This window comes from Chitinophaga parva (assembly GCF_003071345.1).
Classification (GTDB): Bacteria; Bacteroidota; Bacteroidia; order Chitinophagales; family Chitinophagaceae; genus Chitinophaga; species Chitinophaga parva.
This window is the reverse complement of the sequence record NZ_QCYK01000002.1, coordinates 759,684-783,640: the sequence shown is the minus strand read 5'-3', so window position 1 is coordinate 783,640 and position 23,957 is coordinate 759,684. Positions and strand designations below refer to the sequence as shown.

General features: G+C 54.1%; 15 protein-coding genes. 6 read left to right on the top strand and 9 right to left on the bottom strand.

All coding sequences use genetic code 11. The features are described from left to right. Positions 1-301: 301 nt before the first annotated feature. Both DCC81_RS13660 and DCC81_RS13655 read right to left on the bottom strand, forming a co-directional pair. On the bottom strand, positions 302-889 hold the full coding sequence (locus DCC81_RS13660) for a hypothetical protein (protein ID WP_133177662.1): 588 nt from the start codon (positions 887-889) through the stop codon (positions 302-304). 2 nt (positions 890-891) lie between these two features. Continuing rightward, positions 892-1,374, bottom strand: coding sequence for an RNA polymerase sigma factor (locus DCC81_RS13655; RefSeq protein WP_108687180.1), 483 nt, complete (start codon positions 1,372-1,374; stop codon positions 892-894). A 222-nt stretch (positions 1,375-1,596) separates the two neighbouring features. On the opposite strand from DCC81_RS13655, the gene bioA reads away from it, so the two are divergent. Further along, entirely contained in the window at positions 1,597-2,874 is a 1,278-nt protein-coding gene (gene bioA / locus DCC81_RS13650) for an adenosylmethionine--8-amino-7-oxononanoate transaminase (protein ID WP_108688236.1), read from the top strand. Between the two features lie 59 nt (positions 2,875-2,933). On the opposite strand, the gene DCC81_RS13645 is transcribed toward bioA, so the two are convergent. The 7 genes from DCC81_RS13645 to DCC81_RS13615 all read right to left on the bottom strand — a co-directional run bounded on the left by DCC81_RS13645 (position 2,934) and on the right by DCC81_RS13615 (position 14,470). After that, the gene (locus DCC81_RS13645; protein WP_133177661.1) at positions 2,934-3,938 is read right to left on the bottom strand and encodes an MSCRAMM family protein; all 1,005 of its coding nucleotides are present in this window, start codon (positions 3,936-3,938) and stop codon (positions 2,934-2,936) included. A 1-nt stretch (position 3,939) separates the two neighbouring features. Continuing rightward, the gene (locus DCC81_RS13640) at positions 3,940-6,156 is read right to left on the bottom strand and encodes a hypothetical protein (protein ID WP_108687178.1); all 2,217 of its coding nucleotides are present in this window, start codon (positions 6,154-6,156) and stop codon (positions 3,940-3,942) included. A 29-nt stretch (positions 6,157-6,185) separates the two neighbouring features. Beyond that, the gene (locus tag DCC81_RS13635) at positions 6,186-8,168 is read right to left on the bottom strand and encodes a hypothetical protein (RefSeq protein ID WP_108687177.1); all 1,983 of its coding nucleotides are present in this window, start codon (positions 8,166-8,168) and stop codon (positions 6,186-6,188) included. A 31-nt stretch (positions 8,169-8,199) separates the two neighbouring features. Beyond that, positions 8,200-9,336 carry a trypsin-like peptidase domain-containing protein gene (locus DCC81_RS13630; protein WP_108687176.1) on the bottom strand — a complete coding sequence of 379 codons (1,137 nt, stop codon included), beginning with the start codon at positions 9,334-9,336 and terminating at the stop codon, positions 8,200-8,202. A 21-nt stretch (positions 9,337-9,357) separates the two neighbouring features. Next, on the bottom strand, positions 9,358-11,952 hold the full coding sequence (locus DCC81_RS13625) for an ATP-binding protein (RefSeq protein ID WP_108687175.1): 2,595 nt from the start codon (positions 11,950-11,952) through the stop codon (positions 9,358-9,360). A 17-nt stretch (positions 11,953-11,969) separates the two neighbouring features. Then, a complete protein-coding gene (locus DCC81_RS13620; RefSeq protein ID WP_133177660.1) occupies positions 11,970-13,091 on the bottom strand; it encodes an AAA family ATPase in 1,122 nt (373 codons plus the stop codon). Between the two features lie 182 nt (positions 13,092-13,273). Beyond that, positions 13,274-14,470: a winged helix-turn-helix domain-containing protein gene (locus DCC81_RS13615; protein ID WP_108687173.1), complete on the bottom strand. Its 1,197-nt coding sequence runs from the start codon at positions 14,468-14,470 to the stop codon at positions 13,274-13,276. Positions 14,471-14,581: 111 nt separating this feature from the next. On the opposite strand from DCC81_RS13615, the gene DCC81_RS13610 reads away from it, so the two are divergent. From DCC81_RS13610 to DCC81_RS13590, 5 genes are all read left to right on the top strand, one after another. Continuing rightward, on the top strand, positions 14,582-15,958 hold the full coding sequence (locus DCC81_RS13610) for a glycoside hydrolase family 27 protein (RefSeq protein WP_108687172.1): 1,377 nt from the start codon (positions 14,582-14,584) through the stop codon (positions 15,956-15,958). Between the two features lie 352 nt (positions 15,959-16,310). Beyond that, on the top strand, positions 16,311-16,871 hold the full coding sequence (locus tag DCC81_RS13605; RefSeq protein WP_108687171.1) for an RNA polymerase sigma-70 factor: 561 nt from the start codon (positions 16,311-16,313) through the stop codon (positions 16,869-16,871). 93 nt (positions 16,872-16,964) lie between these two features. Next, positions 16,965-18,122, top strand: a complete 1,158-nt coding sequence (locus DCC81_RS13600; RefSeq protein ID WP_108687170.1) for a FecR family protein — start codon at positions 16,965-16,967, stop codon at positions 18,120-18,122. 542 nt (positions 18,123-18,664) lie between these two features. Then, positions 18,665-22,012, top strand: a complete 3,348-nt coding sequence (locus DCC81_RS13595; protein ID WP_165806573.1) for a TonB-dependent receptor — start codon at positions 18,665-18,667, stop codon at positions 22,010-22,012. 50 nt (positions 22,013-22,062) lie between these two features. Continuing rightward, positions 22,063-23,943 (top strand): RagB/SusD family nutrient uptake outer membrane protein, encoded by a 1,881-nt coding sequence (locus DCC81_RS13590; RefSeq protein WP_108687168.1) that lies wholly within the window; start codon positions 22,063-22,065, stop codon positions 23,941-23,943. Positions 23,944-23,957 lie beyond the last annotated feature (14 nt).

The window sequence follows — 23,957 nt, the reverse complement described above, 5'->3', positions numbered from 1 at the left end:
ATGGCTATTCCGGGCGGCAAAAAGCAAGGGCTTTCGCTGCAGTGCATAACGTGCGCGTTTGAATCAGTTTCGGCTGTTCCTATTGATAATGACACGGATAGGCGGAGGTTCCGCCATTGGGGAGGGAAAAAATTTCCAATCAACAATTTCCAACACCAGGGAAATCACCTGTTCCAAATTCGATTTTCCAGGAGGCGGGTTATCAGGCGGGATTAGCGTTGGGGCCGGAAATCATTGGATGTTGGAAATTGTTGATCGGGGAATTTGTTGATATGGGAAATTGTTTTTGGGGGACACCCCGCTACTGCGGGCAGTATTCCGCCAGGTAGGTCTTCAGTTCGCGGATCACCCGTTGATGTTTGTTAATGATGAGCACCAGCATGGCGGCCGCAAATACAAAGCTGATGCTGAATCCGGCCCACACAGATGGGTTGGTAAATGCGGCATGGTCATGCCTTGTTACCAGGGAAAGGACCATGATACCTATAAAAAACACCAGCACAAAACCCACTTCCAGGCGGAGGCTATGGCGGGCGTATTGCAGGAGTTGCTGCAGGCGCGGTTGTATGTCATCACTCAGTTCCAGCTGGTTTACATATTTAAATTTTTCCCAGTAAAAAATGATCAGCACCAGGTAAAGCGCCATGCATTTGGCAAACCCGGCGGCGGAATGCGGGTACGCAAAACCATCTGCGATAACGGGAAACACCATCACCAGCAGTAGCATGCTACCCAGCAGGATGGTGAGGATACGCTGGTACTTCATTCTCACCCGGCTGTGCAGGTCTGTGGTTTTGCTCTTTAGCAGCAGGGCTATGTATTCGGGGCTGTGTTGTTGCAGGGCATTGGTCTCAGTCTGCCAGCGGCCTTTTAAATCATCCAGTTCCATCATCAGGCGTTTAAAATGTTCTTTAATTGTTTTTTGATACGGTTGATCTTCACCCCTACGTTGCTTACAGCGATGCCAAGGATCTCTGCCATTTCCTGGTAAGTTTTCTCTTCCAGGTACAACAGCATGAGGGAGCGGTCAAACTTGTTGAGCGATTGTATAGCGGCTTGTAATTGCCGCCCGTACTGCACTTCCAGGCGGGATGCGTCTGTGGCCGGCAGTCCGGCAACTTCCGGTTTCAGCTCCTGCTGCAGCAGGGAGCGGCTTTGGCGGCGGAAGCCGGAGATGGCCGTATTAAGCGCCACCCGGTACATCCAGGTGCTTACACTGCTAGCCTGTTGAAAGCGGGGAAAAGACTTCCACAGTTGTAATATAATTTCCTGGTAGAGGTCCTCCGCATCGGCTGCACTCCTGGTGTACATCCTGCAGATCTTACCGATGAGGCCCTGGTGGGTATTGATAATCTCTATGAATTGCTTTTCCAAAAGTTAAATGCTTTTGTATAGTTAGTCGCCGGTGGGGAGGGTTTATTACAGGGGTGCCGGAATATTTTTATACATCGTCATAAAGATATTGACAAAAGCGCACCCAACCGTCCCTGGCGCCAGCTCTACGACGGGCTTTTAAAAAGCGGCTTCCCCGCAAAAGCCCTATATTTGACCCCTGTTTTACCACGCCGGCATGGCGTGCCTGAAAATGTGAAGATTATGCTCTGGTACCCGTACACGCAAATGAAGCAGGTGGACCGCCTGCCTAAAATGATAGCCGGCAATGGCGTGATCATGCAACTGGAAGATGGGCGCTCCCTGGTAGACGGTATCTCTTCCTGGTGGGCCGTGATCCACGGCTACAATCATCCCCGCCTGAATGCCGCCCTGGCTGCGCAAGCTGCCAGATTTGCCCACGTAATGCTGGGTGGCATGACCCACGGCCCCGCGCTGGAATGGGCCGCGGAACTGGTGCGCATTACCCGCCTTCCCGGGCAGGAAGCTGGCGAAGGCCTCCACCACGTCTTCTTTTCCGACAGCGGTTCCATCGGGGTGGAAGTAGCGCTGAAGATGGCCATTCAATACTGGAAAAACCTGGGCATACAAAATAAACACAAGATCCTATCCCTGCGGAATGGCTATCATGGTGATACTTTCAAAGCCATGGAAGTAGGCGACGACTCTGACTTTACCCGGGCATTTTCCGCGGTGCTCCACCGCGGCTATATGCTGGACATCCCCACCGGTGGTTTTGATGCCACGCCAGAACAGGTGCAGCCAGCCATAGACCAACTGGAAGCATTACTCAAAGAAAACCATGCCCACATTGCGGCCTTCATCGTGGAGCCTATTGTGCAGTGTGCGGGCGGCTTTCACATCTATTCTCCCCTGTACCTAAAGGCGGCACGGGCGCTCTGTACGCAATACGATGTGCTGTTGATATTTGACGAAGTGGCCACCGGCTTTGGGCGCACGGGAAAAATGTTTGCCGCGGAACACGCCGCCGTAACGCCGGATATTATGATCGTAGGCAAGGCGCTTACCGCAGGCTACATGGGCCATGCCGCCACACTCAGTACAGATGCGGTATTCAACAGCTTCCTGGGAAAAGATGATGAAAAAGCATTGATGCACGGCCCCACTTTTATGGGCAATGCACTGGCCTGCGCCGTGGGCCTGGAAAGCATCCGCATCATCGAATCAGAAAACTATCTGGAGAAGGTGGCACGGATCCATGCCATCATCCGCGAAGAACTGGATGCTGTCAACAGTCCCGCTATTGTAAGCAAACGCACGCTGGGCGCCATCGGGGTGCTGGAATTTGAGAACGCGGAACTGCTGGCGGGCTTCAAACCCTTTGCCATGGAAGAAGGGGTATGGTTGCGGCCTATTGGCAATATATTGTACCTGATGCCGCCTTATGTGATCAGTGAGGGGGAACTGCGCAAGGTAACGGGCGTAATGCGCAGGTGGGTAGAGAAGATTTCCGGGAAATAACTTTGTTATCTGCAATAATAATGGCCGTGCAGCATATCCGCTTGCACGGCCATTTAGCTTTACGGCGTTGTGATCTTCACTAATACTTTGCGCACCGTCACCGTATCACCTCCTACGCCAAAACTATCAGACCCACGTACGGAGAGCGTACCAAACCGCGCAAAGGCCCGTACATAGTAGGTTCCGGCGGGGAGGTCCGGCTGCCGGCATTTGCCTTGTGCGTCTGTATGCAATGCCGGCACAATGCTACCTGCACCGGTGGAATCGTCGGGGTTATTCCATAATGCTTTGTTGTTATACAGGTATACGTTGCAATTAGCCACCGGCGATTGATCCATATCTACCAGGTATACCTGCAGGCTGTTGGTCTTCACATTTGCATTTCCCAGCTGCAACACATCGCTTTTTATTCCGGCAGCTTCCAGCGTAAACGTGCCGGTACCGCTGAGGAGCTGGTTCTTACCCGCGGCAGTGGCATAGCTGTAATAGGTGCCGGGCGCCAGGTTCATTTTCAGCACGCGGCCAAACGCATCGGACTGCGCATGCCATACATTGCTGAGCGTATCCCTGTTATCGCGGGAAGCCTTGCTGGTAAAGAGGTATACATTGGCGCCGGCCAGGAAGGCGCCGGTACTGTCTACCGTCCGGTAAAATATGCCGTTCTGGTTATCCTGTGAGGGGTACAGCACCAGTGAATCGGATTGCCGGTCATGAATGCTGCTTACCGGGTAGTCTTTGCTGGCAGAGTAGTGCATCCCACTGCTGTCCATGGCGGCATACACGGTGTAGGCCTTTGCCGGATCTATGCCCTGGAAGCTGTACTGGCCGGCTGCATCAGCATTGACGGAGGTGAGGTAACCGGTATTATCGCTCGTATATTTCAGGTAGATGGTAAGCGGATGTACCTGCTGGTATGTGTAGTTACCGCGCAGGGTGTCGTAGACTAATACTTTCCCGCTCAGGGTAAATGGCCCTCCCAGGTCGCCCAGGTCTTCTGCGCCTTTCTTCACGCATGACAGCAGGACCATACCGGGTAAGAGTATCGTTAACAATAGCTTTCTCATATTACTTAAAGAAGGTTTTAATGATCTGCACAAACAGAATAGGATTTACCGTCACGGCGTAGAACGTACCGCCGCTGGCATAGCGGGTTTTGGTGTCTGTTACCTTGTTATTGGCCACTGTGTAGGCCATTTGTTTGTAATAGTTGTTACCCACGGTGAATGCCAGGCCGGGCACAATGTCGTAAGCGCCGCCCAGGTAAAAGTTGTTGAGTGGATGCAGCATATCAAACCCGCCAAACACACTGAGCCGCCGCAGGGGATAGCGGGGTATAATGCTGTTATCGCGGTTGTATGTTTTCAATGGGTACAGTTTGAAACCCACGATGGCGTTGGATGCATTGTCCGATGCGCTCACCCGGAAACCATTGCCGCTGGTGTCTATTGTGTTTGTAGAAACGGGTTTGCGGGCAATGGCAATACCCGCGGCAATCTGCGCATGGCGGAGTGCTCCGATCTTCAGGAAGGATTTGGCTACGTCTTTGGCGGCGGATGGTTTGGTAACGTCCTGTATGCTGATGCTATCGCGGAAGGGGGCTTCATATTTATCCAGGGCCGCTTGTTGTACGTAGGCGCTGTAATCTGTTGTGGTAGCGTCTTTGAGGGTAATGGGCTCCAGGTCATGGGGTAAAGCAAAACCATCTGCTTTTGCTGCCAGTAATACCAGCATATCCTGGGCAAGGCCGCCTACCGCACAATTTGCAGGCTTGCCACCGATAGGCCCTCCAAACACAGCCCCGGCACCACCTTTATTCGCCAGTGCCCGGGTAAATGCCTCCAACCCCGATACGCTGGTGGCAGACAAGGCGCTGGTAAAGTCCACCTTTGCCAGCAGTTCCGTAGCCAGTTTTGTAAATGCTTCCAGGTCATCAAAATCCTGTCTCTTTTCATCGATGTTCAACTTTACACTCGTGGGGGTGTTCTCCACCATCAACATCACTTTTTCATTCTCGGGCACCTCGGTCACCCTTTCCTTCGACCATTTGTTAACAATGAAGGTGTGCGCATTTTTATAGACAAGCCGGTATTTCACTGCGGCATCAAACTGCTTCATTACGGTAATGTTGCCCAGGGTGGAGGTATACAACATGCCGCTGTAAAGCTGGGGCACCCTGGCCAGCTTTGCCTGCAGCGTGGTGCTGGCAGCATATGCTTCATTTAAAGTGCTGAGCTTTGCAGAATCGTTCTTAATGCCCAGGCGCACGGTCCCGGCTTCCGCCTGCAGGCGGGACAGCGCGTCCAGGTTGTGCTCCCGGGCACGCAGTTGCGCAATACAGCTATCTATGAATTGCTCCCGTTCCTTTAACTGTGCCAGGTGAATGGTTCTTTCTTCAATCTTGTCTGCCAGCGTTGTCAGGGCATCTTCCGTGGGTACTGCAAATGGGTTCAGTGTCAGTACCCCTTTGGTGTACCACAACCAGCCCGTGAACCAGGCATTCAATTGCTGGAGTTTGCGCAAGCTGGTGTTGAAGACACTTGCACCGGGATCACCAATGTGAACCAGGCCGGAATTGATCTCCTCTGGGTCCACCTGCCGGATGCCTTCCAGCGTGCGTTTATACCAATCCACTACCGTTTCGTTGAAGGGATCATGCCGCTGCAATACGAATTTGTATTCATTCGCCGCGGTGGTGCTCTCTTCCAATTGCGCCTTGTAATCCAGTCCGCGGAAGGTTTTACCAGCATTGAAGTAAACATAATCGCCTGCACGGTATGCCCGTTTGAGATCGATGGCCACCAGCAGGGTGGCGCCATTGTATATTTTTACCTGGAACTGGCTATCCAGCATCCGCCGCACAAAATCGCCCGCCGGGATATATTTATTGGCATCCAGAACAGGCGCAGTCAGCTGCTGCTGCGACGTAACAAAATCTTTCGCCTCCATGGCGCTCACAATATCATCCAGGTCGCTTTTGTAGTTTGTGTATGCCGACCCTAACAGGCACGTATAAACGGTATTTACCGTGCCGTCTACTGTTTTTTGTGTTTGCTGCAGGTACTTCAGGAACTGGCTATTCTCTTTAACAAGATAGGCCATCGGCACCTTTACCTTAAATGCAACTTCTTTACGCTGTTTAAGCACCGCGGGGGGAAATGCAATGATCTTTCCTTCGCTGTCAAAAACGATCTGCATCTGCCCGCGGGGGGCCTTTTGCTGCGCTGCCAGCGGCTTGCAGCACCATAGGGACAGGAGGGTAATCAGGAAAATTTTTCTGGTCATGGGGTAAAAATGTAATGGGATAAAAATGATTAACCCTGGAGGACTCCGATATTGTTTGCCAGGTCGTTAAACGCGGTATCCGAGGGGCTTGTACCTTCCGCAGGCCTTATCCAGTCCGTTTTATTCAGGACCACATACGATTCATCATTATAGGCCAGGTAAAAATCCCAGCTCATGGTGATCTGTTGGCCAAGTGATATTGCAATAAAATAGTTTGGAAAATATCCTACAATGGCCACTGCATGCCCGCACCAGGAGCCGGGTGCAGCGTCGCCGGTGAGGGGGCCGGAAGGCCGCTCCCACTGCTGGTGGTCCTGTGCAAATTTGGGCAGTTGCAACCCTGCCAGGCAGCCGCCAAAATAGTGCACGCCCAGCTTTACCTTATCCACATCATTTGTAGTGATCTTAATGTAATCGTCTATGGATTCCCCGAAAAGCCCCGGTGACAGCCAGTTATCCAGGAACTTCCAGATCTTGCACCCTCCCCCGGCCTCCCTGGATTTATCATACGCCTTATTCACCGCATCCTGCGCGGGCGTTTTTAACTGCTGCTGTGCATTGGCTGTCCAGGAAGTAATGAGATGCGCTCCTGCAGCAGGCACGCAGAGCGGGGTGATTTCATTACCATAAGAAAGCCATCCATGCTGTGGCACTTTGCCCTGCCACATGGAAATAAGCGGCGGTGCAGGCAGCCCCGCCACGGCGGCATTAAACGCTACTTCCCGCTCCTCCCGGTTGTGACCATGCCCCGGTGGAGGATCTTCTGCCGGCAATTTGCCCAGGTTTCCCGGCACATTGCCTTGGGCATTGTCTGTTTTCAGCTTTTCTTTCAACAGGCTTTGCAACTGGTCTGCCAGCTTACCCGCATCCGGAGCCGGCGCAGGTGCCTGCGGCGCAGCAGGGGCGGGCTTTTCCGGCTGGGGCTTTGCCGCATCCTTTAGCGCTTTTAATTTTTGCTCCGCTGTTTCCAGGTCGGTTTGTTCTTTGAGATGGTTGATCTTAAAGTTGAAGAGCTGGGCGGGTATGGAGAAGATGGCTTTCAATACATTCACCGGGATAGCGGCAAATCCTTCCAGCTCACTGGGTTTGCTGATCGTGTTCTCTACCAGCATGCCGGCGTTGAACTTCGGCGCATACTGGTTCTTTACAAACGGCGCCCGCTTCACTGGCACACACAGGAAACTGGAATGATCCGGTACCTGTATATCGTATTTCACCAGCGGTTCGTCTGCAAATTCACCGCTTCCTTTTTCCTTTGTGGTTACGGAAAGGGTCACATTGCGCAAGGGCCGCACCAGCAGCCCGGTGTATTCCTTATTGGCAGCCACCTGCCGCTCCGGCACCTGGGGAATATCAAACCTCATGGAGGCATCTACAAACGCTTTGTCTGCATCCATGCCATCAATATGGATCATCCACTTTTTGATGTAAGTGGGCCCTCTCAGTTCACTGGAAAGGATCACAAACGTGTTGGTAAACTCCACGGTCTGGTCGGTGGATGCAGGGGGTGGTGCCTGTTCTTCCTCCTCCGCCCCTACCAGGTTTGCTTCCCGCTGCAATAGTTTGGCCGGCAGTTCGGTAAACATCCCGATGATATTGGAAATGCGCGCCTCCGCCGTTGCAGCTGCATTTTCCAGCAGCCCCTGCGCCGTAGCACTCATCTTTACCTCATCATTGGAAAACAAACTGGGTGCATAACATGCCAGCAGCCGCTGCCCGGTATCGGGTTGTATGATCACCGTGTTTTCCAGCTCCAGGGTGCCCAGCCATGTGTCCAGCACCGTGTTGTCGTCTGCCCTGCGCCGCACGATCACCTTTGCAGTGGCTTTCACCTGCAAAGCCGCCGTGGGCAGGAAATAGGGAAGATCTGCTGCTTCACCGCCTTCACTATCCGGGTCGCTTTTCTTTGTTTTAATAATGGCGCGTCCGGACCACCAGCTGCCGATCACATACCAGAGCAGTAAAATAACCGGGATAACGAGAACGAGGTACAAGATCGTTTGCGTGCTCATGAAACATAGTTTAGGGTTATGGTGTGGAATATTATGACAAGATCTCGGCGTATAAAGGCGGGTTCACCGTTTTCAATTGTTCAAAGATGGCGTTGAGTTGTACGCCCTTATTTACCCAGGCGGTTGTTTTGCCCTGGTACGACACATTATTTACCAGCTGGCTGGCTTTGTGCAACGCGATCACCTGCCAGTTGTCATTGAACACAGGCGAGCCGGAAGATCCCTTTTCTGTATCGGTGAAATACAACACATCGGGATATTCCTGTTTAAAAATATGATTGTTCCGGAAAGCTACTTTTTTGGAATACCCGAAAGGATGTTGGATGATATTGACCGGCCATGCACTGTCCGCCTGCAGCACCACGCGGTTCACATCCAGTTGCAGGGGTTTCCTGGTCACCGGTTGCTGCAGGCGCAGGATGGCATAGTCCAGTCCTGCATCTGCCGCGGCTATGGCGGCAATAGCCTGTGCTTCACTTGTTATTTCATCAGCATTATAGTCGAAGAACGCCTGGGTATGTGATCCCTGCAATTGAAAATCTTCCTTACCGGCCGTTGGTTCATTATCATTGCGTGCTTCTACCACGTGGTAATTGGTGATCAGCAAAGCGGGTGTAAGCAGCCAGCCGGTACCGGAATAAACAGCAGGATTGCCACCGGCAAGCACGGCAGGCTGCCCGTTGTCATAGCGGCGCACTTTCAGGCAGGCCACGCCCATGCCGGCATTCATCCCTGCTGCCAGCCATGCGTAAGAAAGCATTTCGTTACCGCTGATACTGCGCTCCTTTTCTATTTGCAGGATGGTGGATGTAGAAGGCGCCGGCAATACGGTAGCCGAACCAGCAGCCTTTGTACCCTGGCCTTCCAGCTTTGCAATGGCCCTGTCCACCGTGGCAGCAGCCGCTGGGAACAACCGTACATGACGGGCCGCCTGCTGCAACCATGCATAGAATGGAATGGTGCCATCCGTGAGGCGGGGTGTATCATTCAGCTGGATCACGTCCAGCTCCAGTTGCACCATCGAATGGTTGTGATCTGTGAATAACAACGCCCGGAAACCGGGATGCACTTCAGCCAGGAAGATCCTGCGGATACTGGCTTCATATCCAATTGTATTGTAGATAGCATCATTCAGGTCATTTCTTTCCTGCTGGTTGAGGTAAGGCATAAATGGGGTGCTTGACGGGTGTTATACTGAAAAAGATTGCATATCATCATCACGGTCCCTGGCCTTCACATCTATCCTGATCTGGAAATTGGGAGGGGGTGGGTTGGACGGCTCCGCCCCGGGAAAAAAGAGGCTGTCCGGGGGAAGCCCATAGGTAACTTTTGCCGCCTGCACTTCCGGCATCGTGGCAAAACGTTGCAGCTCTGCCGCCACCGAGGGATCATAATCATGGGCATAATATGATCCCAGCGCCTGTTTGGCCAGTGCCGCGGCTTCATCTTCGCGGCGCAACTGGTACAGCGCCCTTACCTTCAGCATGGTAAGCACTTCCGACCCTTTATCAAAAAGCGTATCTGGTAGTAGGTTCAAAGCACCTTCCGCGCGGCCGGCATTCAGCAGGTCTGCCACCTGCCTGGCGGTGTGGCGGTAACGGTCTTCCATATCCGCATTTTCCCAGATGGAAAGGTCTGCCCCTTCCATGCCGGCGCGCCCCAGCAGGTAGGCCTGCGCACGGGCAGGTAATTCATCCAGGTTGCTGAGCAGGAGGTTCTGTATGCCGTCCATCCACCGCGGTTCCAGGTCACGGGGCGATTCATCCAGTGAAAGCCGGTGGTAAAATTCTTCGGCCCTTTCCGCCAGGCCTTCTTTATCCTGGTAATATTGTACGGCGGCACGATGGATCACGGGCACCAGGTCTTTCTTCTCAGATTCCTGGATGAGTTGCAGCATCGCTTTGCGCACATCCGGCCGGTGGCGCAGCACATCCCGGTCTGATGGCATTACCAGCGATACTTCCTTTTTCAATTGGCGGAACAAGGTTTCCGCTGTTGCAAGGTCCGGCACCACAAGCCCGCAAGGTGCTGCCAGTACTTCGCGGATAACGGCCGGTGTAATGCGGCGCAGCACCATGCCGGGATACGCCAGTTTACGCACCTCCGGCACGTGGATATGATCCAGGATGCGGCGGTACAGCATACCCTGTAATTGTAGCGCTGCGATCTTCTTTACATCCCTGGTGGCAAATTGATCCCGGGCCTGTTTTACATCTTCTATTCCAAACTCTCGGGCCAGGCCGGCTGCCAGTTTCAGGGTAAGCGGGTTACCACCAATGATGGACACCAGGCGTTTGGCTTCCGCTTCATTGGCCACGCCGGCTTTTACCAGGTAGCCGGTGGCGGCTTCGTTATCCAGGGTATTCAGCTCCATCAGCAGCACATCCATATCTATAACAGGTGCACGGCCTGCGGCAATGGTCCTTACCAGCGGATGTTGTTCCCGCAGGCGTACCATAAAGTTGTAAAGCTGGCGCACATACTCCGCCCCGCGGTACTGGACTTCTTCAAAGGTATCCAGCACGATCACAAATGGCCTGGCTTCCAGCCTTGACATCTGCCGGGCCAGGGACAAAAATTCGGATTCAATACGGTCCAGGTCCAGCTCCTTTTGTACGGAAGCAGCCGCACTGCGCAGGTAGATGGCCTCTGATGAACCGGCCCCCACGCTTTCTGCCAGGGCTTCATTCCACGATCTATAAAATGCGGCAAACGCGCCCCCGATCTCCGGCACATCCTGGTACTGGATGGACAGCTGGCGGGCCGCTTCTATCAATAAAGTTTCCGGCTGCAAGGCATCCAGTTGCGGGCGGTCAAAGTCCAGGTATACAAACGGGAAACGGTCTTTGCGGTGGGCCTCCGCATGCTCCAGGATAAACTGGGCCAGCAGCGTGGACTTACCAATGCCGCCCATCCCGAATACCAGTAGGGGATTTTTACTGCTGGAAAAAAGATTGTCCCAGATGCGGCTCACTGTTTCCAACAGTCCTTTGGGCGGCGCCACCCCTACATATTTCCGCAGGTTGGCCAATTCTGTTTTTCTTCCGCGGAACAGGGACTGGAAGCTGCCATCCACATAAATACCGGTAAGATGTTTCAGCGGCGTAAGCATTTCGATGGTCTCTATCCGGTTGCGCACCGCGGCTATGGGCGGCAGGCGCAGTCCCGGCAAACCGGAAAGCCAGTCCGCTACCTTGCACAGGGCATGCAGGTCTTCCAGTTGCAGGGCGGTAAGCACGATCTCCTCTCCCAGCAGGCAACGCCGCAGCATGGATTGTAATTGTGCCCGGGTACCGGTGGGGTCAGATGGATTCAATGCCAGGGCGGCCTTTACTTTTTGTGCCTGCAGCAGCGATTGGAGCGCTGCTTTCCGGTAAGAGTCCTTCAGGGTAAAATATACTTTATAAACACGGGTGTTGCTTTCCATCACCGGTGCCGTTGCTTCATGCTGCAGGCCTTTATTCGCCACTGCGGAGGCTTCATACTGGCGGCTATCAGTGTACATATCACTATACGCTGCCAGGTACCGCAGGCAGGTATTGCGCAGTTCTGCTGTATCTGCCGCATCAGCTGTGCCAGGCAGGGGCCGGATGGTGGCGGGATCGTAGTAAGCGAGTACTGCCGCCGCCTGCACGTAACGTGGCAACGCCGCCGGTGGCGCGGGGGCTTCTTCCTTTCCGGGCGCAGGTGCCGCTGGCTGGCTTTGCAGGGCCGCCAGTCTTTTTTTTATCTCTTCCTGGCTAAGGTGTTCCGCCGCCTGGCCAGGTTCTTCCAATGTTTGCATACAACAGTGATATAAGGTCAGGAATTGATGATACCAATAGCAAAAGCAAGGGCTTTATCTGCCAGTTGCCGGGTGCGCGATGCATCATTGGGCACGTCCTGCAACACCGCATCCACCATATCTTCAATGCCGGCGGTGGCTATTGTTTTATTATAAAAACGGGCATAGTCTTCAAAATATTTCCGGATCTCATCCCGCTCTACCGGCTTGATCCTTTCCGTGCGCACGGTATTGAGATAATTCCTCACCGGGTGCTCAAACCCAAGCAGCACCAGGCGCATCATGTCCCTGCTTACTTCCGGGATGCTTTCTGTAGAGGCGATAGCTACCAGGCATGCGATCATCTCCAGTGTTTCCGCGGGGAGGAGTTGGACGCCGCCTCCCCCATCCAGGCCGTCCAGGATGATCACGCAGGTTTTGCCGGCCAGCGCCACCTGGTCTGCGATCACGCGGCACAGGTAATTGATCCAGCGGGAAGCCTGTTCTTCCTGTAGCTCCGGCAGCGTAATGCCATCAGCCACCCAGGAGGGATTCACCTGGTCCAGGATCAACCTGGCCAGGTCCAGCGGGCCAAAGCGGGTCACCGCCTGCGCTTTCAGGTCAATGTAAATACTGTTGAAATTAGCATGGTTCATGAACTGGCTGATATACTGCACATACAACACCGTAAAGGATTTCCCCGATCCTGCGGGGCCGGTGACCACCAGCACGCGGGTCACGCCTTCATAGTTGGGCTGGCGCAGCGGCCTGGAAAAACCTTCTACCGCCCTGCGGGTAATGCTGCGGTTCAGCAAAGGAAGATTGAGCCGTACCAGGATAGGGTCCCACACCTGGGGCGGAATATGGAACACCGGTGGTACCGCCGCGGTGATCCGTGCTATTGCATCATTAAAGATCTTCAGGTGCTGCCATTTGCGCATCAGTTGCACAATGAGGGCCGGATCTTCCATCCACGCCGATGCTTCACAATACGTGACAATAGACCATGCATACGTTTCCGGCAGGGGGTTCTGCACGATCTTCAGGCAATGTTGCTGCGGGATGACGGACATTAACGGTACGGGCCCGTTAAAAATAAGGGTCGCTACATTTTTGATCAGTTCAGTGCGCTCGTCAACGGTCAGAATACTATCTACCATGGCGGAAGGTATTTGAAGATTGGAGAGATGGGGTTTGTTGGGGTGTGTCTAACTGGTGTGAATATAGCGCTTTTTATGGAATACCAGCCGGTAAATCCGGCCCCTGTGCATAGCCATTTCTGGCTACACACGATGGGGTAGCTGCGTGAAAAACGGGACCGCTACGTTTCTATAAAGCGGGATCAGGCGAGTAATTTTTTGAGTGCCTGCTGGTACTGTTTTTTATTCGATTTCGTGATCATCACCGCATCGCACTGGTTAAAGCGTGCAAAGGCTTTGATGGCATCTGCCAGTTTACCCAGGGCTGCATCATCCAGTGGCACCGCTTCAAAGTGCAGGTTGTGGATAAGCAGGCAATGCTGCTTCCGGTCTGCCTTACTGTCCATGCGGGCTACAAAGGTATCACCTATCAGCACCGGCAGGGAAAAGTAGCCGTACTTGCGTTTGGCCGCGGGCACAAAACATTCTATCTGGTAATCAAAATCAAAAAAATCACGCAGGCGGTGGCGGAATACGTTCAGCACATCAAACGGCGATAAAATAAACGCATCGCCGGACAAGGTGATCTTCTTTCCTTTGTAGGCCGGCAGCATGTACAGGGGCGCGGTTTTCATACCTTCAATGGCCACGCGCAGCAACAGGCCTTCTGCCACCATTTTTTCCAGCTCCTGCTTTACCAGGTTGCCCTTCACGTGATGGGCCCTCCAGGCCAGTTCTTTGGCGTAGGCAATACCGAGGGCCTGCATTTCCCGCAGGATCACATGGCGGGCAAATGCCACAGGGTCTGGCAGGGTGGTGTCCGTATCCTGCGGCACCAGGTTGCGGGGCAGGTCATACAACCGGTGAAAATCAGCGTTGCGGGTCACCATCAATCTTCCATCCATGTAAAGCCGCTCCAGCGCTACTTTTGAAGGGCGCCAGTCCCACCAGCCGGAGCTTGCCTCACGGCGGTCGTTTTCAAAATCCTTCACCATCAGCGGGCCTTCCCGGCCTATGCGGTCCAGCACCTTTTGCATCAGATTTTCTTCCGCCGGTGTAAGCATCCCGCGGCTGGTGGCAAAGCCAGCCTTCACTGGCAGGGAAAAGCGGTAGTTGGCCATGGGCATATACCCCGCGTCCGATGTAAAAAATTCAAACACGCGCCCTTCCGCCAGCAGCCCTTCCAACCATGCCGGCTGGTAGTCCGGCACCCGGTTATAAATGGCATGGTGGTGGGCACGCTCCACCGTATAGTTCGTGTCTATCTGTACAAAACCCAGGTGCTCCAGGAGTTGGTACACCGCTTCCGGCCCCTTCCCAAAAGGAGCCTTGCGGGCCAGGCCTGCGGCATGCAGGATGATCTTCCGCGCCTGCGGCGGAGTAAGGAGAATGGTATCCATGATTTACCCCTGCATTTTAAGCAATTATCACCGGATAATAAAAGCGCTCGCTGGAAGAAACTTTATTAAATGTCACAAAAACACTTATTTTTAGGGCTATCAACTTTTGTTATGAGATCATTCCACGTACTTCCCTTATGTGCACTGGCACTGTTGTGTGCCGTATTGCCGGCGCAGTCCCAAATTAATTCCGTAGCACAAGTTCCGCCCATGGGATGGAACAGCTATAACTGTTTTGGCTCCGCGGTGCATGAAGACGAAGTAAAGGCCAATGCGGACTACATGGCGCAAAAGCTGAAACCTTACGGGTGGCAGTACATCGTGGTGGATTTTCTCTGGGCATATGATAATCCTCCCGGCAGCAACATTGGCAGCATTCCGCAGCGCCAGCTGGAAGACGGCTCCCTGGTGCCCTGGCTGGCCATGGATGCCTGGGGGCGCCTCCTCCCCCATGTCAATAAATTTCCTTCCGCCTTTGGTGGCAAAGGCTTTAGCCCGCTCAGCGCCTACGTGCATGGCCTGGGGCTGAAGTTCGGCATCCATATTATGCGGGGCATTCCCCGCCAGGCCGTATGGGCCAAAACACCGGTGCTGGGTGCGCCCGGCATTACCGCGGACATGATTGCCGACACCAGCTCCACCTGCACCTGGAACAATCATATGTATGGCCTGGATATGCGCAAACCCGGCGCCCAGCAATACCTCAATAGCCTGCTGGCGTTGTATGCACAGTGGGAAGTGGATTTCATAAAGGTAGATGACCTCTCCCGCCCATACAGTACTGCGGAAGTAGAAGGCTACCGCAAAGCCATTGATGCCTGCGGCAGGCCGGTGGTGTTCAGCCTTTCCCCCGGTGCCACACCGCTGGAGATGGCCGCGCACGTAAAGGCCCATGGCAATATGTGGCGCATGGCAGATGATTTCTGGGACAACTGGGCAGAAGTGCTGCACATGTTTGAACTGGGGGCGGCCTGGCAGGGCAAGGGCGATGCAGGCCACTGGCCGGATTGCGACATGCTGCAGATCGGGAAGCTTTCTAAACGCGGGCCTGTGGGGCCTGAGCGCTACAGCCGCTTTACAGACAATGAACTGTGCACACACATGACTTTCTGGAGCCTGTTCCGCTCCCCGCTGATGATGGGTGGCAACCTGCCGGAAAACCGGCCCATGGATGAAAAGCTGCTCACTAACCCCGAAGTGCTGGCGGTAAACCAAACCGGTGCGCACCCCCGGCAGTTACTCAAAACAGCGGATGTACTGGTGTGGGTGTCTGATGCAGCAGATGGTAAAAGTTATAATGTGGGCATCTTTAACCTGCGGGATAGTGATGCCAGCATAGCCGTGCCACTGGCGGCACTGGGCGTTAAAGGAAAAGCACTGCTGCGCGACCTGTGGCAGCACAAGGACCTGGGCGCCGTGAAACAATACCGCGTGCCGGTGGGCGCACATGGTGCAGTGTTATTAAAATGCACGCCTGCGGCGCCGTAAAGTCACCTATCCTACAAAAGAGAAGGGCGGCCTCAAATTGCTTCCCTGGACCACCCGCGCCAGTGGCAGCACACCACCACCCAGCCGGCCGGCGACTGGTATGGCACCGCAAAAATAGTACTGCTAAAGATGCTGTTAATTTGTTCATGTAGTTCCATTCACGTTTGGCCAGCCACTTTAGCAGAAATGTAATGCCAAAAATAACATGGGCATCCCCAATTTTGCCCCACCTGTATGTTTTTTCAAAAATTCGTTCTAAGTTGTAGGCACATTTACGGGATGTGCACCGCTTCCCGGAGGTCGCCGGCCGGCAGATGATTGTTGGCATGGCAACTACATTAAGTACCACGTCATGAACCACTACCAATCCCTCAACGACCAGGCGTTGGCCGGATTACTTCAAACCGGCGACCGGCAGGCCTTCACGGCCCTGTACAGCCGTTATTGGGAAAAGATGGTCATCGTGGCGTATGTAAAACTCCAGTCTACCCAGGATGCAGAGGAAGTAGTGCAGGACCTCTTTGTAGACATCTGGAACCGGCGGGGCAACCTCCAGCTCAGGAACAGCTTTCACACCTACATCAGCGGCGCCCTTAAATACAAGATCTATACTTTTATTGGCAGGAAGAACCAGGAACTGGCCCGCAGCGGCAGTCTTGCCATGGAAGACATTTGCCGCAATACCGAAGAATGGCTCTCCTACGAAGCCTTACGGGAAGACCTGGAAAAAGCGGTACTGGAGCTGCCGGAAAAATGCCGGCTGGTATTCCGCCTGAGCCGGGAAAACGGGCTCTCTAACCAGGACATTGCCAACACCCTTTCCATTGCCCCCAAAACCGTGGAGAAGCACCTCACCAAAGCGCTCTTACACCTGCGCACCGCCCTCAAAAGCTTCTTCTTCCTATTCCTTTAAATTTTTTTTCCGCACCACTACGGGTAACTGCCTGTTTTGCCAGACTATATTATAGCAGCCTGGATTTAATCCGTCCACGCATAAAAATGTAGTATGGATACGCAACCTTCACCGGAACAAATAAAAACCTGGGTAGAAAACTTTCTCGCGGGCACCATCAGCGAGGCAGACCGGCAATCGCTGGAAGCGTGGTTCAGGACCATGCCTGAAGGGCCTGTGGAATGGAAGGATGCGGCAACAGCCCGTGCCGGCCAGCTGGAACAGCGGATGTTGCACGCCATAGACGCCCGGATCAACCGGCAGGAACACCGCCTGCGCTACCGGCACCGAAGACGCGCCCTGCTGGCATCCGGCCTGCTGCTGGCCGTTGCTGCCGGTGGATGGCTGCTGATGCAGACCTGGCGCCATCCCGGGAAAACCGTGGCCCAAAAGGCTGCTATTGAGCATGATGTACAACCAGGTTCCACTGTTGCAACCTTGCTGTTGGCAGACGGCAAGGAAATAAAACTGGATAGCACACATACGGTAAACGTAACCACCATGCAAGGCCGGATCTGCCTGTTGAACCAACATGGCAATACCACCTACGTAGGGAACATTCCCGGCAAAGCTGCCGGGAACACGCTCACCACCCACCGCGGGGAGCAAGCCCCCGCAGTGACGCTACCGGATGGCACCAAAGTGTGGCTGAACGCCGCATCCACCCTGCATTTCCCGTCCACTTTTGCGGGCGGGGCGCGGGAAGTGGCCCTTTCCGGCGAGGCGTATTTTGAAGTAGCAAAAGATGCCGCGCACCCGTTTATTGTAAGCACTGCTTCCGACCGGGTGGAAGTACTGGGTACCCACTTTGACGTAATGGCCTATCCCGATGAACAGGTGCAAAAAGCCACCCTGCTGGAAGGCAGCATCCGGGTGCGCCGTGGTGGCAACAGCGCTTTGCTGCACCCCGGCCAGCAGGCCAGGACCAGCGCAGGCGATGCGATCAAAGTAAGCGAGGTGGACCCGGACGAATCCGTAGCCTGGATGTACGGGCGGCTGCCCCTGCGCAAGATGGACATTCCTTCTTTTATGCGCAGTGTATCCCGGTGGTACGATGTAAACGTGGCGTATGAAGGCCCGCTTCCTACGGCCACCTTCAGCGCCATGCTGATCAAGGACGTTCCTTTATCCCAGCTGCTGGTAGCGCTGGATGCCAATGGCGTGCATTGCCGCCTGCAGGGAAGAACGGTGATCGTAGGCCAGCATCCGTAATGAACATCAACACATTTAATATCATATTTGACTTAGTCCGGTAACCAATTTCGTTTCATTCACCGGTTACCGCTTCCACAGCGGTAACCGGCATCGTCCACTTTCATCCATACGGTATACATCAAACACGCTGCATACAACTGCCAGTTTCTTTCGTCCATGTAAGGAATCCTCGTAAACTGATATCCATCAACACACACGTTAAACGGACCACCACGCTTAGACGACCCTGTCTTTTGCTGCCAGCGCTATGCCCGCTGGGGTAAAGGATGTTACCACTGTTATGAAATTATTTTACGCTTTTAAAACCGCTGTTATGACCACGTAGAAAAACATCACTCCCGCTCTGAAACGAAAAAAACCGGTAACGGCTGGAACCCGCTACCGGCGTAATCGTATGGTTTATCACAAAGTATAATCAACGTCTCAAGCTGATTAGTAATCCCCTATTCAAAACCAAACTTTTCAAAAGTATGGAATATTTTCCTGTACGCAAATTCCTGACAGGTGCCGCCCGCTGGTACCCAAAAGTCTGTAAAGCAATGCGTTTAACGACATTCTTAATGCTGGTTTCCGTGCTACAGCTGCATGCAAAAACAGAAGCTCAAAACATCAGTTTCTCCGGTACGAATGTCTCAGTGGAAAAAGCACTGATGGACATAGAACGTCAGACCCACTATGGCTTTTTCTGGAACGACCAGCCCGTGGGCGCCGCGCCCCGCATCAGTGTGCACTTTTCCAACTACACCCTGCCCCAGGCCCTGGATGAGATCCTGAAAGGCCTGCCGCTTACTTACCGGATAGAGAACAAATTTGTATACATCGTGCCGCGCAACCCGGCACCGCCGCCAGTGCTGCCTGTGCCGGAATTCACCATCCACGGCACTGTTACAGACTCTGTGAAAGCGCCCATTCCCGGCGTTACCATCATGGTCAAAGGTACCTCCCGTGGTACGGCCACCGGTGTGGATGGCAGCTATACCCTGGTAGTAAAGAAGGGCGATGTGCTGCTCTTCAGCCACCTGGGTTACATTCCCAAGGAAGTGGTGGTAGGCCTGCAGGAAGTCATCGATGTGCAGCTTACGCCGCAGGCCAATTCCCTGAACGACATCGTGGTGATCGGGTATGGTACCCAGCAAAGGAAAGATGTAACCGGCGCCATTGCCGCCATTGGCCCCAAAGAGCTGAAACAAAGCCCCGTGGCCAATATCAGCAACGCACTGGCCGGCCGGCTGCCGGGCCTTATCACCGTGCAGAATAGCGGGGAGCCCGGCGCAGACGGATCTGCCCTGTATATCCGCGGCTTTGGTACCACCGGCAACAATTCACCCCTGGTGCTGGTGGATGGGATCCAGCGCGATTTTTCCAGCATCGATCCCAATGAAGTGGCCAACATCACCATCCTCAAAGACGCCGCCTCCACCGCCATTTACGGCATCCGTGGTGCCAATGGCGTGGTGCTGGTAACCACCCGCCGCGGCACCAATGCCAAGCCCAGTTTCAACATCACCGCGCAGAACGGCTGGCAATCCCCTACCCGCCTGCCGGAATACGCCAATGCCTATGATGCGCTGACCCTCTTCCGCGAAGGCCTGGTCAATGATGGGCTGAGCACCACGCAGTACACAGACGAGATCCTCAACCACTACAAAGACCGCAGCAAACCTGCGTATGAATACCTCTATCCCAGCGTGGACTGGCTGGGTACCATGCTGAAGCCTTACTCCACGCTCACCCAGGCCAACCTGAATGTAAAGGGCGGTAACGACTTTGCCCGCTACTTTGTATCCATGTCTTACCTGCGCCAGAATGGGCTGTACAATTTTGAGAACCAGATCAAGCAGTACGACATACAGGCGGTGACCAACAAGTATAACTTCCGCTCCAACATAGACCTGCAGATCTCCCGCGACCTCTCCATGGAACTGAACCTGGGCGCCATTGTAAGGGACCGGAACTACCCCGGCACCAGTGCGCAGGACCTCTTTACGGCCATGAAACAAACACCCTCCTGGTGGTACCCGCTAAAGAACCCTGATGGCTCTGTACCAGGTACGCCCAACCTGAGCGCCTCGCCTTACGCCCTGCTCGTGAACTCCGGCTACCAGCGCCTGTTTGAAACCACCCTGCAATCTACCGCGGGCTTCAAATGGGATATGCACCGCCTGGTGGAAGGCCTCAGCTCCCGTGTACGCCTTTCCTTCGATAACCTCAACTACCGCAACGTAGCCCGCTCCCTGAGTGGCTCCACGTACAAATACAACCTGCTGCCCGGCGTGGAGGCAGACACCGTGACCGACCTGGCGGCGAATGGAACATACCAGACCATCAACCAGGGTAATGGAACCCTGGACTACCAGGTAACCGCCAATGGCACCCGGCGCACCACGCTGGAACTGTTCCTGAACTACGACCGCAGCTTTGGCAAGCACAATGTGCATGCCGTGGCCGTTTACAACCAGTCCAGCTATTTCGCGGATGTATCCAGTGACCAGTCCAACGCGATTGCAGGCCTGCCCTACAAATACGATGGCCTGGTAGGCCGTGTGTCTTATAACTACGACAACCGCTACCTGGCGGAATTGAATGCGGGTTACAACGGTTCTGAAAACTTTGCAGCCGGTAAGCGCCTCGGCTTTTTCCCGGCAGTATCTGCCGGCTGGGTCATCTCCCAGGAACATTTTATCCGGGACAATGCTTCGTTCAATTTTATCAATAACCTGAAGCTGAGAGGCTCCTATGGCGTGGTGGGCAATGACCAGATAGGCGGTGCGCGCTTCCTCTATCTTACCGCGTGGACCATTACCAACGGCGGTTACCAGTTTGGTGTGAACCACGATGGTAATTCCAACAGTGGCGCCAATGAAACACAGATCGGCAACCCGGATATTACCTGGGAAAAATCGAGGAATGCAGATGTAGGCCTGGATATAGACCTGTGGAACGGAGGCTTGTCTATCAGTGCAGACTATTTCAAAAACCACCGCAGCAACATCCTGCTTACTTCACAGCTCATCTCCGCCACCCTGGGCCTTACCAACATTCCGCCTACCAATGGTGGTGTGATAGACAACCATGGCTATGAGATCTCCGTGGAGCACCGCAAGGAATTCCGGAAACAGGGTTACAGCATCCGCTTCAATGCGTCTTACGCCCGGAATAAGATCCTCTATTATGCAGAGCCCCCTTACACCGGCCGCGAATGGCAGGCCGTAACCGGCACGGAAGTGGGTAGCCAGTATGGGTACACTTCCCTGGGCCTTTACAGGAACGCGGACGATGTAGCTAAAAGCCCCGACCAGTCTTTCTTTGGCCAGGTGCAACCCGGTGATGTGAAATACAAGGACCTGAACGGGGATGGTGTGATCAACAGCCTGGACCAGGGTTACCTGCCGGGTAAAGTGAACACCCCGCGCAGCATTTTGGGCCTCAGCCTTTCTTATCACTATGGCCCGCTGGATGTGAGTGTGTTCATGCAGGCCGGCCTGGGTGGCACGGTGATGACCACCGGCGCCGGTATTTTCCCCTTCTCCCGCTTTGCCGGCGTGCTCCAGGACGTGATCAACAACCACTGGGTGGCCAGTGCTCCTGACAAGAACTACGAGTTTCCGCGCATCTCCTCGCAGGACAACGTGAACAACCAGCAGACCTCCACCTTCTGGCTGAAGTCCAGCGACTACCTGCGCCTTAAAACTTTTGAGATCGGGTATTCCTTTCCCAAATCCATGCTGCGCCGCATCGGCTTTGCAGATGCCCGCGTTTTTGCCAACGGCATCAACCTGATGACATGGGACAAGCTGAAGATCTTTGATCCCGAGATCGCCAACGGCGGCACCGGTACTTACCCGCAACAAAAAGTTGTAAATGCAGGCCTTACGTTCACCTTCTGATCCAGGTTCCTTTTACCTGCGCTACATGACTTGACTAAACTTTTTAAAGTATGAAACGCTTTACATATACTGCCCTTTTCATCCTGCTCGGCGCACTGGTCTTCTCCTCCTGTGAGAAGTACCTCAACGTGGTGCCGTCAGAAACCATTTCCAGTGCCGATGTGCTGGATAATATTGTGAATGCAGAAAAGATCTGGACCCGGCTGTATGCCACTACCCTGCAGGACTTTGGCCTTACAGAAACCGGTGGTTACAACGGGGTGCTGCTGGATGCCTGCACGGATGAATCCAAGAACCACTGGGAAAGCCCCGGGGAACTGGCATTCAACTCCGGCTCCTGGAGCCCGGTGAGCAACGCACTGGATAACTGGACCTCCGCTTATCAGACCGTGCGCCTTGCCAATATCTTGCTGGAAAACATTGACCAGGCAAAGATCCCGGCAGATAAGATCAGTTATTACCAGCCGCGCATTCCCGGTTATAAAGCAGATGCACGCTTTCTCCGCGCCATGCAATACTTTGAGCTGATGCGCCGTTATGGTGCGGTGCCCCTCATCACCCGTTCTTACAACGTGGCCGATGCCGCCGCGGCCAGCGGCCCCCGCACATCACTGGATTCCATTGTGGACTTCATCACTTCAGAATGCGATGCAGTGGCGGCCGTACTGCCCCTCACTTACAATGACCAGCCCAGTGAAGTAGGCCGCATCACCAAAGGAGCTGCCTTGTCACTTAAGGCCATCACCCTGTTATACGCAGCCAGCCCGCTGTTCAACGGCAACACCCTGTATGCAGGCATCAAGAACCCTGATGGCAGCCAGCTGTTCCCGCAGGCATATGACGTTAATAAGTGGAAACGTGCTGCAGATGCGGCTAAAGCGGTACTGGACCTGAACATTTATTCCCTCAACAATCCCAACCCGGCCAACCCGATCGATAACTACGCGCAACTGTTTTACTCCAGGGAATACAACGAGACCATCCTGCCTTTCATGCGCGGCAGTGACCGTAACACAGAACAGGTGTTCCTGCCCAACGGCCAGGATGCGCAGTCCTGCGGTGGCTACGGCAAGCTCAGTGTGTTCCAGACCATGGTGGATGCGTATGAGATGAAAAACGGCCTGCCCATCACCGATGCCGGTTCCGGTTATCAATCCACCGGCACCTTTAACGGCCCGCTGTGGGACGGCAAGGCTTACCGCCAGTGCAGCAATATTTCCAACATGTACAAGGACCGCGACCCGCGTTTCTATGCCACCATCTTTTTTCAATATGAGTACTGGGACTCTGCCAGCCATAGCCGCCCGCTGAAGTATGCCTATTTTGGTGGTGCAAACGGCGCCTGTGATGGCTGGCCCAAATCCGGCACCAACTGTGAAACCGGCTACGGCTGGCGGAAATGGATGAACCCCAACGTAAACCTGAGAAGCGGTAATGGTACTACCAACCGCAATTACCCGGTGATCCGCCTGCCGGAAATATTGCTGGCTTATGCAGAAGCGACCAATGAATTCCAGGCGGCACCTACCCAGGATGTTTATGATGCGGTGAATAAAATACGCGCCCGCGTATCCATGCCTGCATTGCCCATTACCGCGGAAGACCGCACCAAAGAAGGCATGCGCAAACGCATCCGCAACGAATGGCGCGTGGAATTTGCTTTTGAGAACCACCGCTTCTGGGATGTGCGCCGCTGGCTGATTGCCAAGCAGGTGGACAATGGCCCGATGTACGGGCTCAATGCACGCCCCAGCCAGGCGGAGTTACAGGCCACCGGGCTGGATGAGAACAGCGAAGCTGCCGGGGTAGCCGTGTTCTACAAACAAACGGTAAACCAGAACCGCGTGTTCACGGACAAACATTACCTCTTCCCGATCCCGCAGATCGAAGTGAATAAAAATCCTAACCTGGTACAGAACTACGGCTGGTAGAGCGCTTATCCAGT

Bases quoted from the DNA above. Each gene is read 5' to 3' on its own strand.
- DCC81_RS13660 (WP_133177662.1), bottom strand. From the start codon at position 889: ATGGAACTGGATGATTTAAAAGGCCGCTGGCAGACTGAGACCAATGCC.
- bioA (WP_108688236.1), top strand. From the start codon at position 1,597: ATGCTCTGGTACCCGTACACGCAAATGAAGCAGGTGGACCGCCTGCCT.
- DCC81_RS13645 (WP_133177661.1), bottom strand. From the start codon at position 3,938: ATGAGAAAGCTATTGTTAACGATACTCTTACCCGGTATGGTCCTGCTG.
- DCC81_RS13640 (WP_108687178.1), bottom strand. From the start codon at position 6,156: ATGACCAGAAAAATTTTCCTGATTACCCTCCTGTCCCTATGGTGCTGC.
- DCC81_RS13635 (WP_108687177.1), bottom strand. From the start codon at position 8,168: ATGAGCACGCAAACGATCTTGTACCTCGTTCTCGTTATCCCGGTTATT.
- DCC81_RS13630 (WP_108687176.1), bottom strand. From the start codon at position 9,336: ATGCCTTACCTCAACCAGCAGGAAAGAAATGACCTGAATGATGCTATC.
- DCC81_RS13625 (WP_108687175.1), bottom strand. From the start codon at position 11,952: ATGCAAACATTGGAAGAACCTGGCCAGGCGGCGGAACACCTTAGCCAG.
- DCC81_RS13620 (WP_133177660.1), bottom strand. From the start codon at position 13,091: ATGGTAGATAGTATTCTGACCGTTGACGAGCGCACTGAACTGATCAAA.
- DCC81_RS13615 (WP_108687173.1), bottom strand. From the start codon at position 14,470: ATGGATACCATTCTCCTTACTCCGCCGCAGGCGCGGAAGATCATCCTG.
- DCC81_RS13610 (WP_108687172.1), top strand. From the start codon at position 14,582: ATGAGATCATTCCACGTACTTCCCTTATGTGCACTGGCACTGTTGTGT.
- DCC81_RS13605 (WP_108687171.1), top strand. From the start codon at position 16,311: ATGAACCACTACCAATCCCTCAACGACCAGGCGTTGGCCGGATTACTT.
- DCC81_RS13600 (WP_108687170.1), top strand. From the start codon at position 16,965: ATGGATACGCAACCTTCACCGGAACAAATAAAAACCTGGGTAGAAAAC.
- DCC81_RS13595 (WP_165806573.1), top strand. From the start codon at position 18,665: ATGCGTTTAACGACATTCTTAATGCTGGTTTCCGTGCTACAGCTGCAT.
- DCC81_RS13590 (WP_108687168.1), top strand. From the start codon at position 22,063: ATGAAACGCTTTACATATACTGCCCTTTTCATCCTGCTCGGCGCACTG.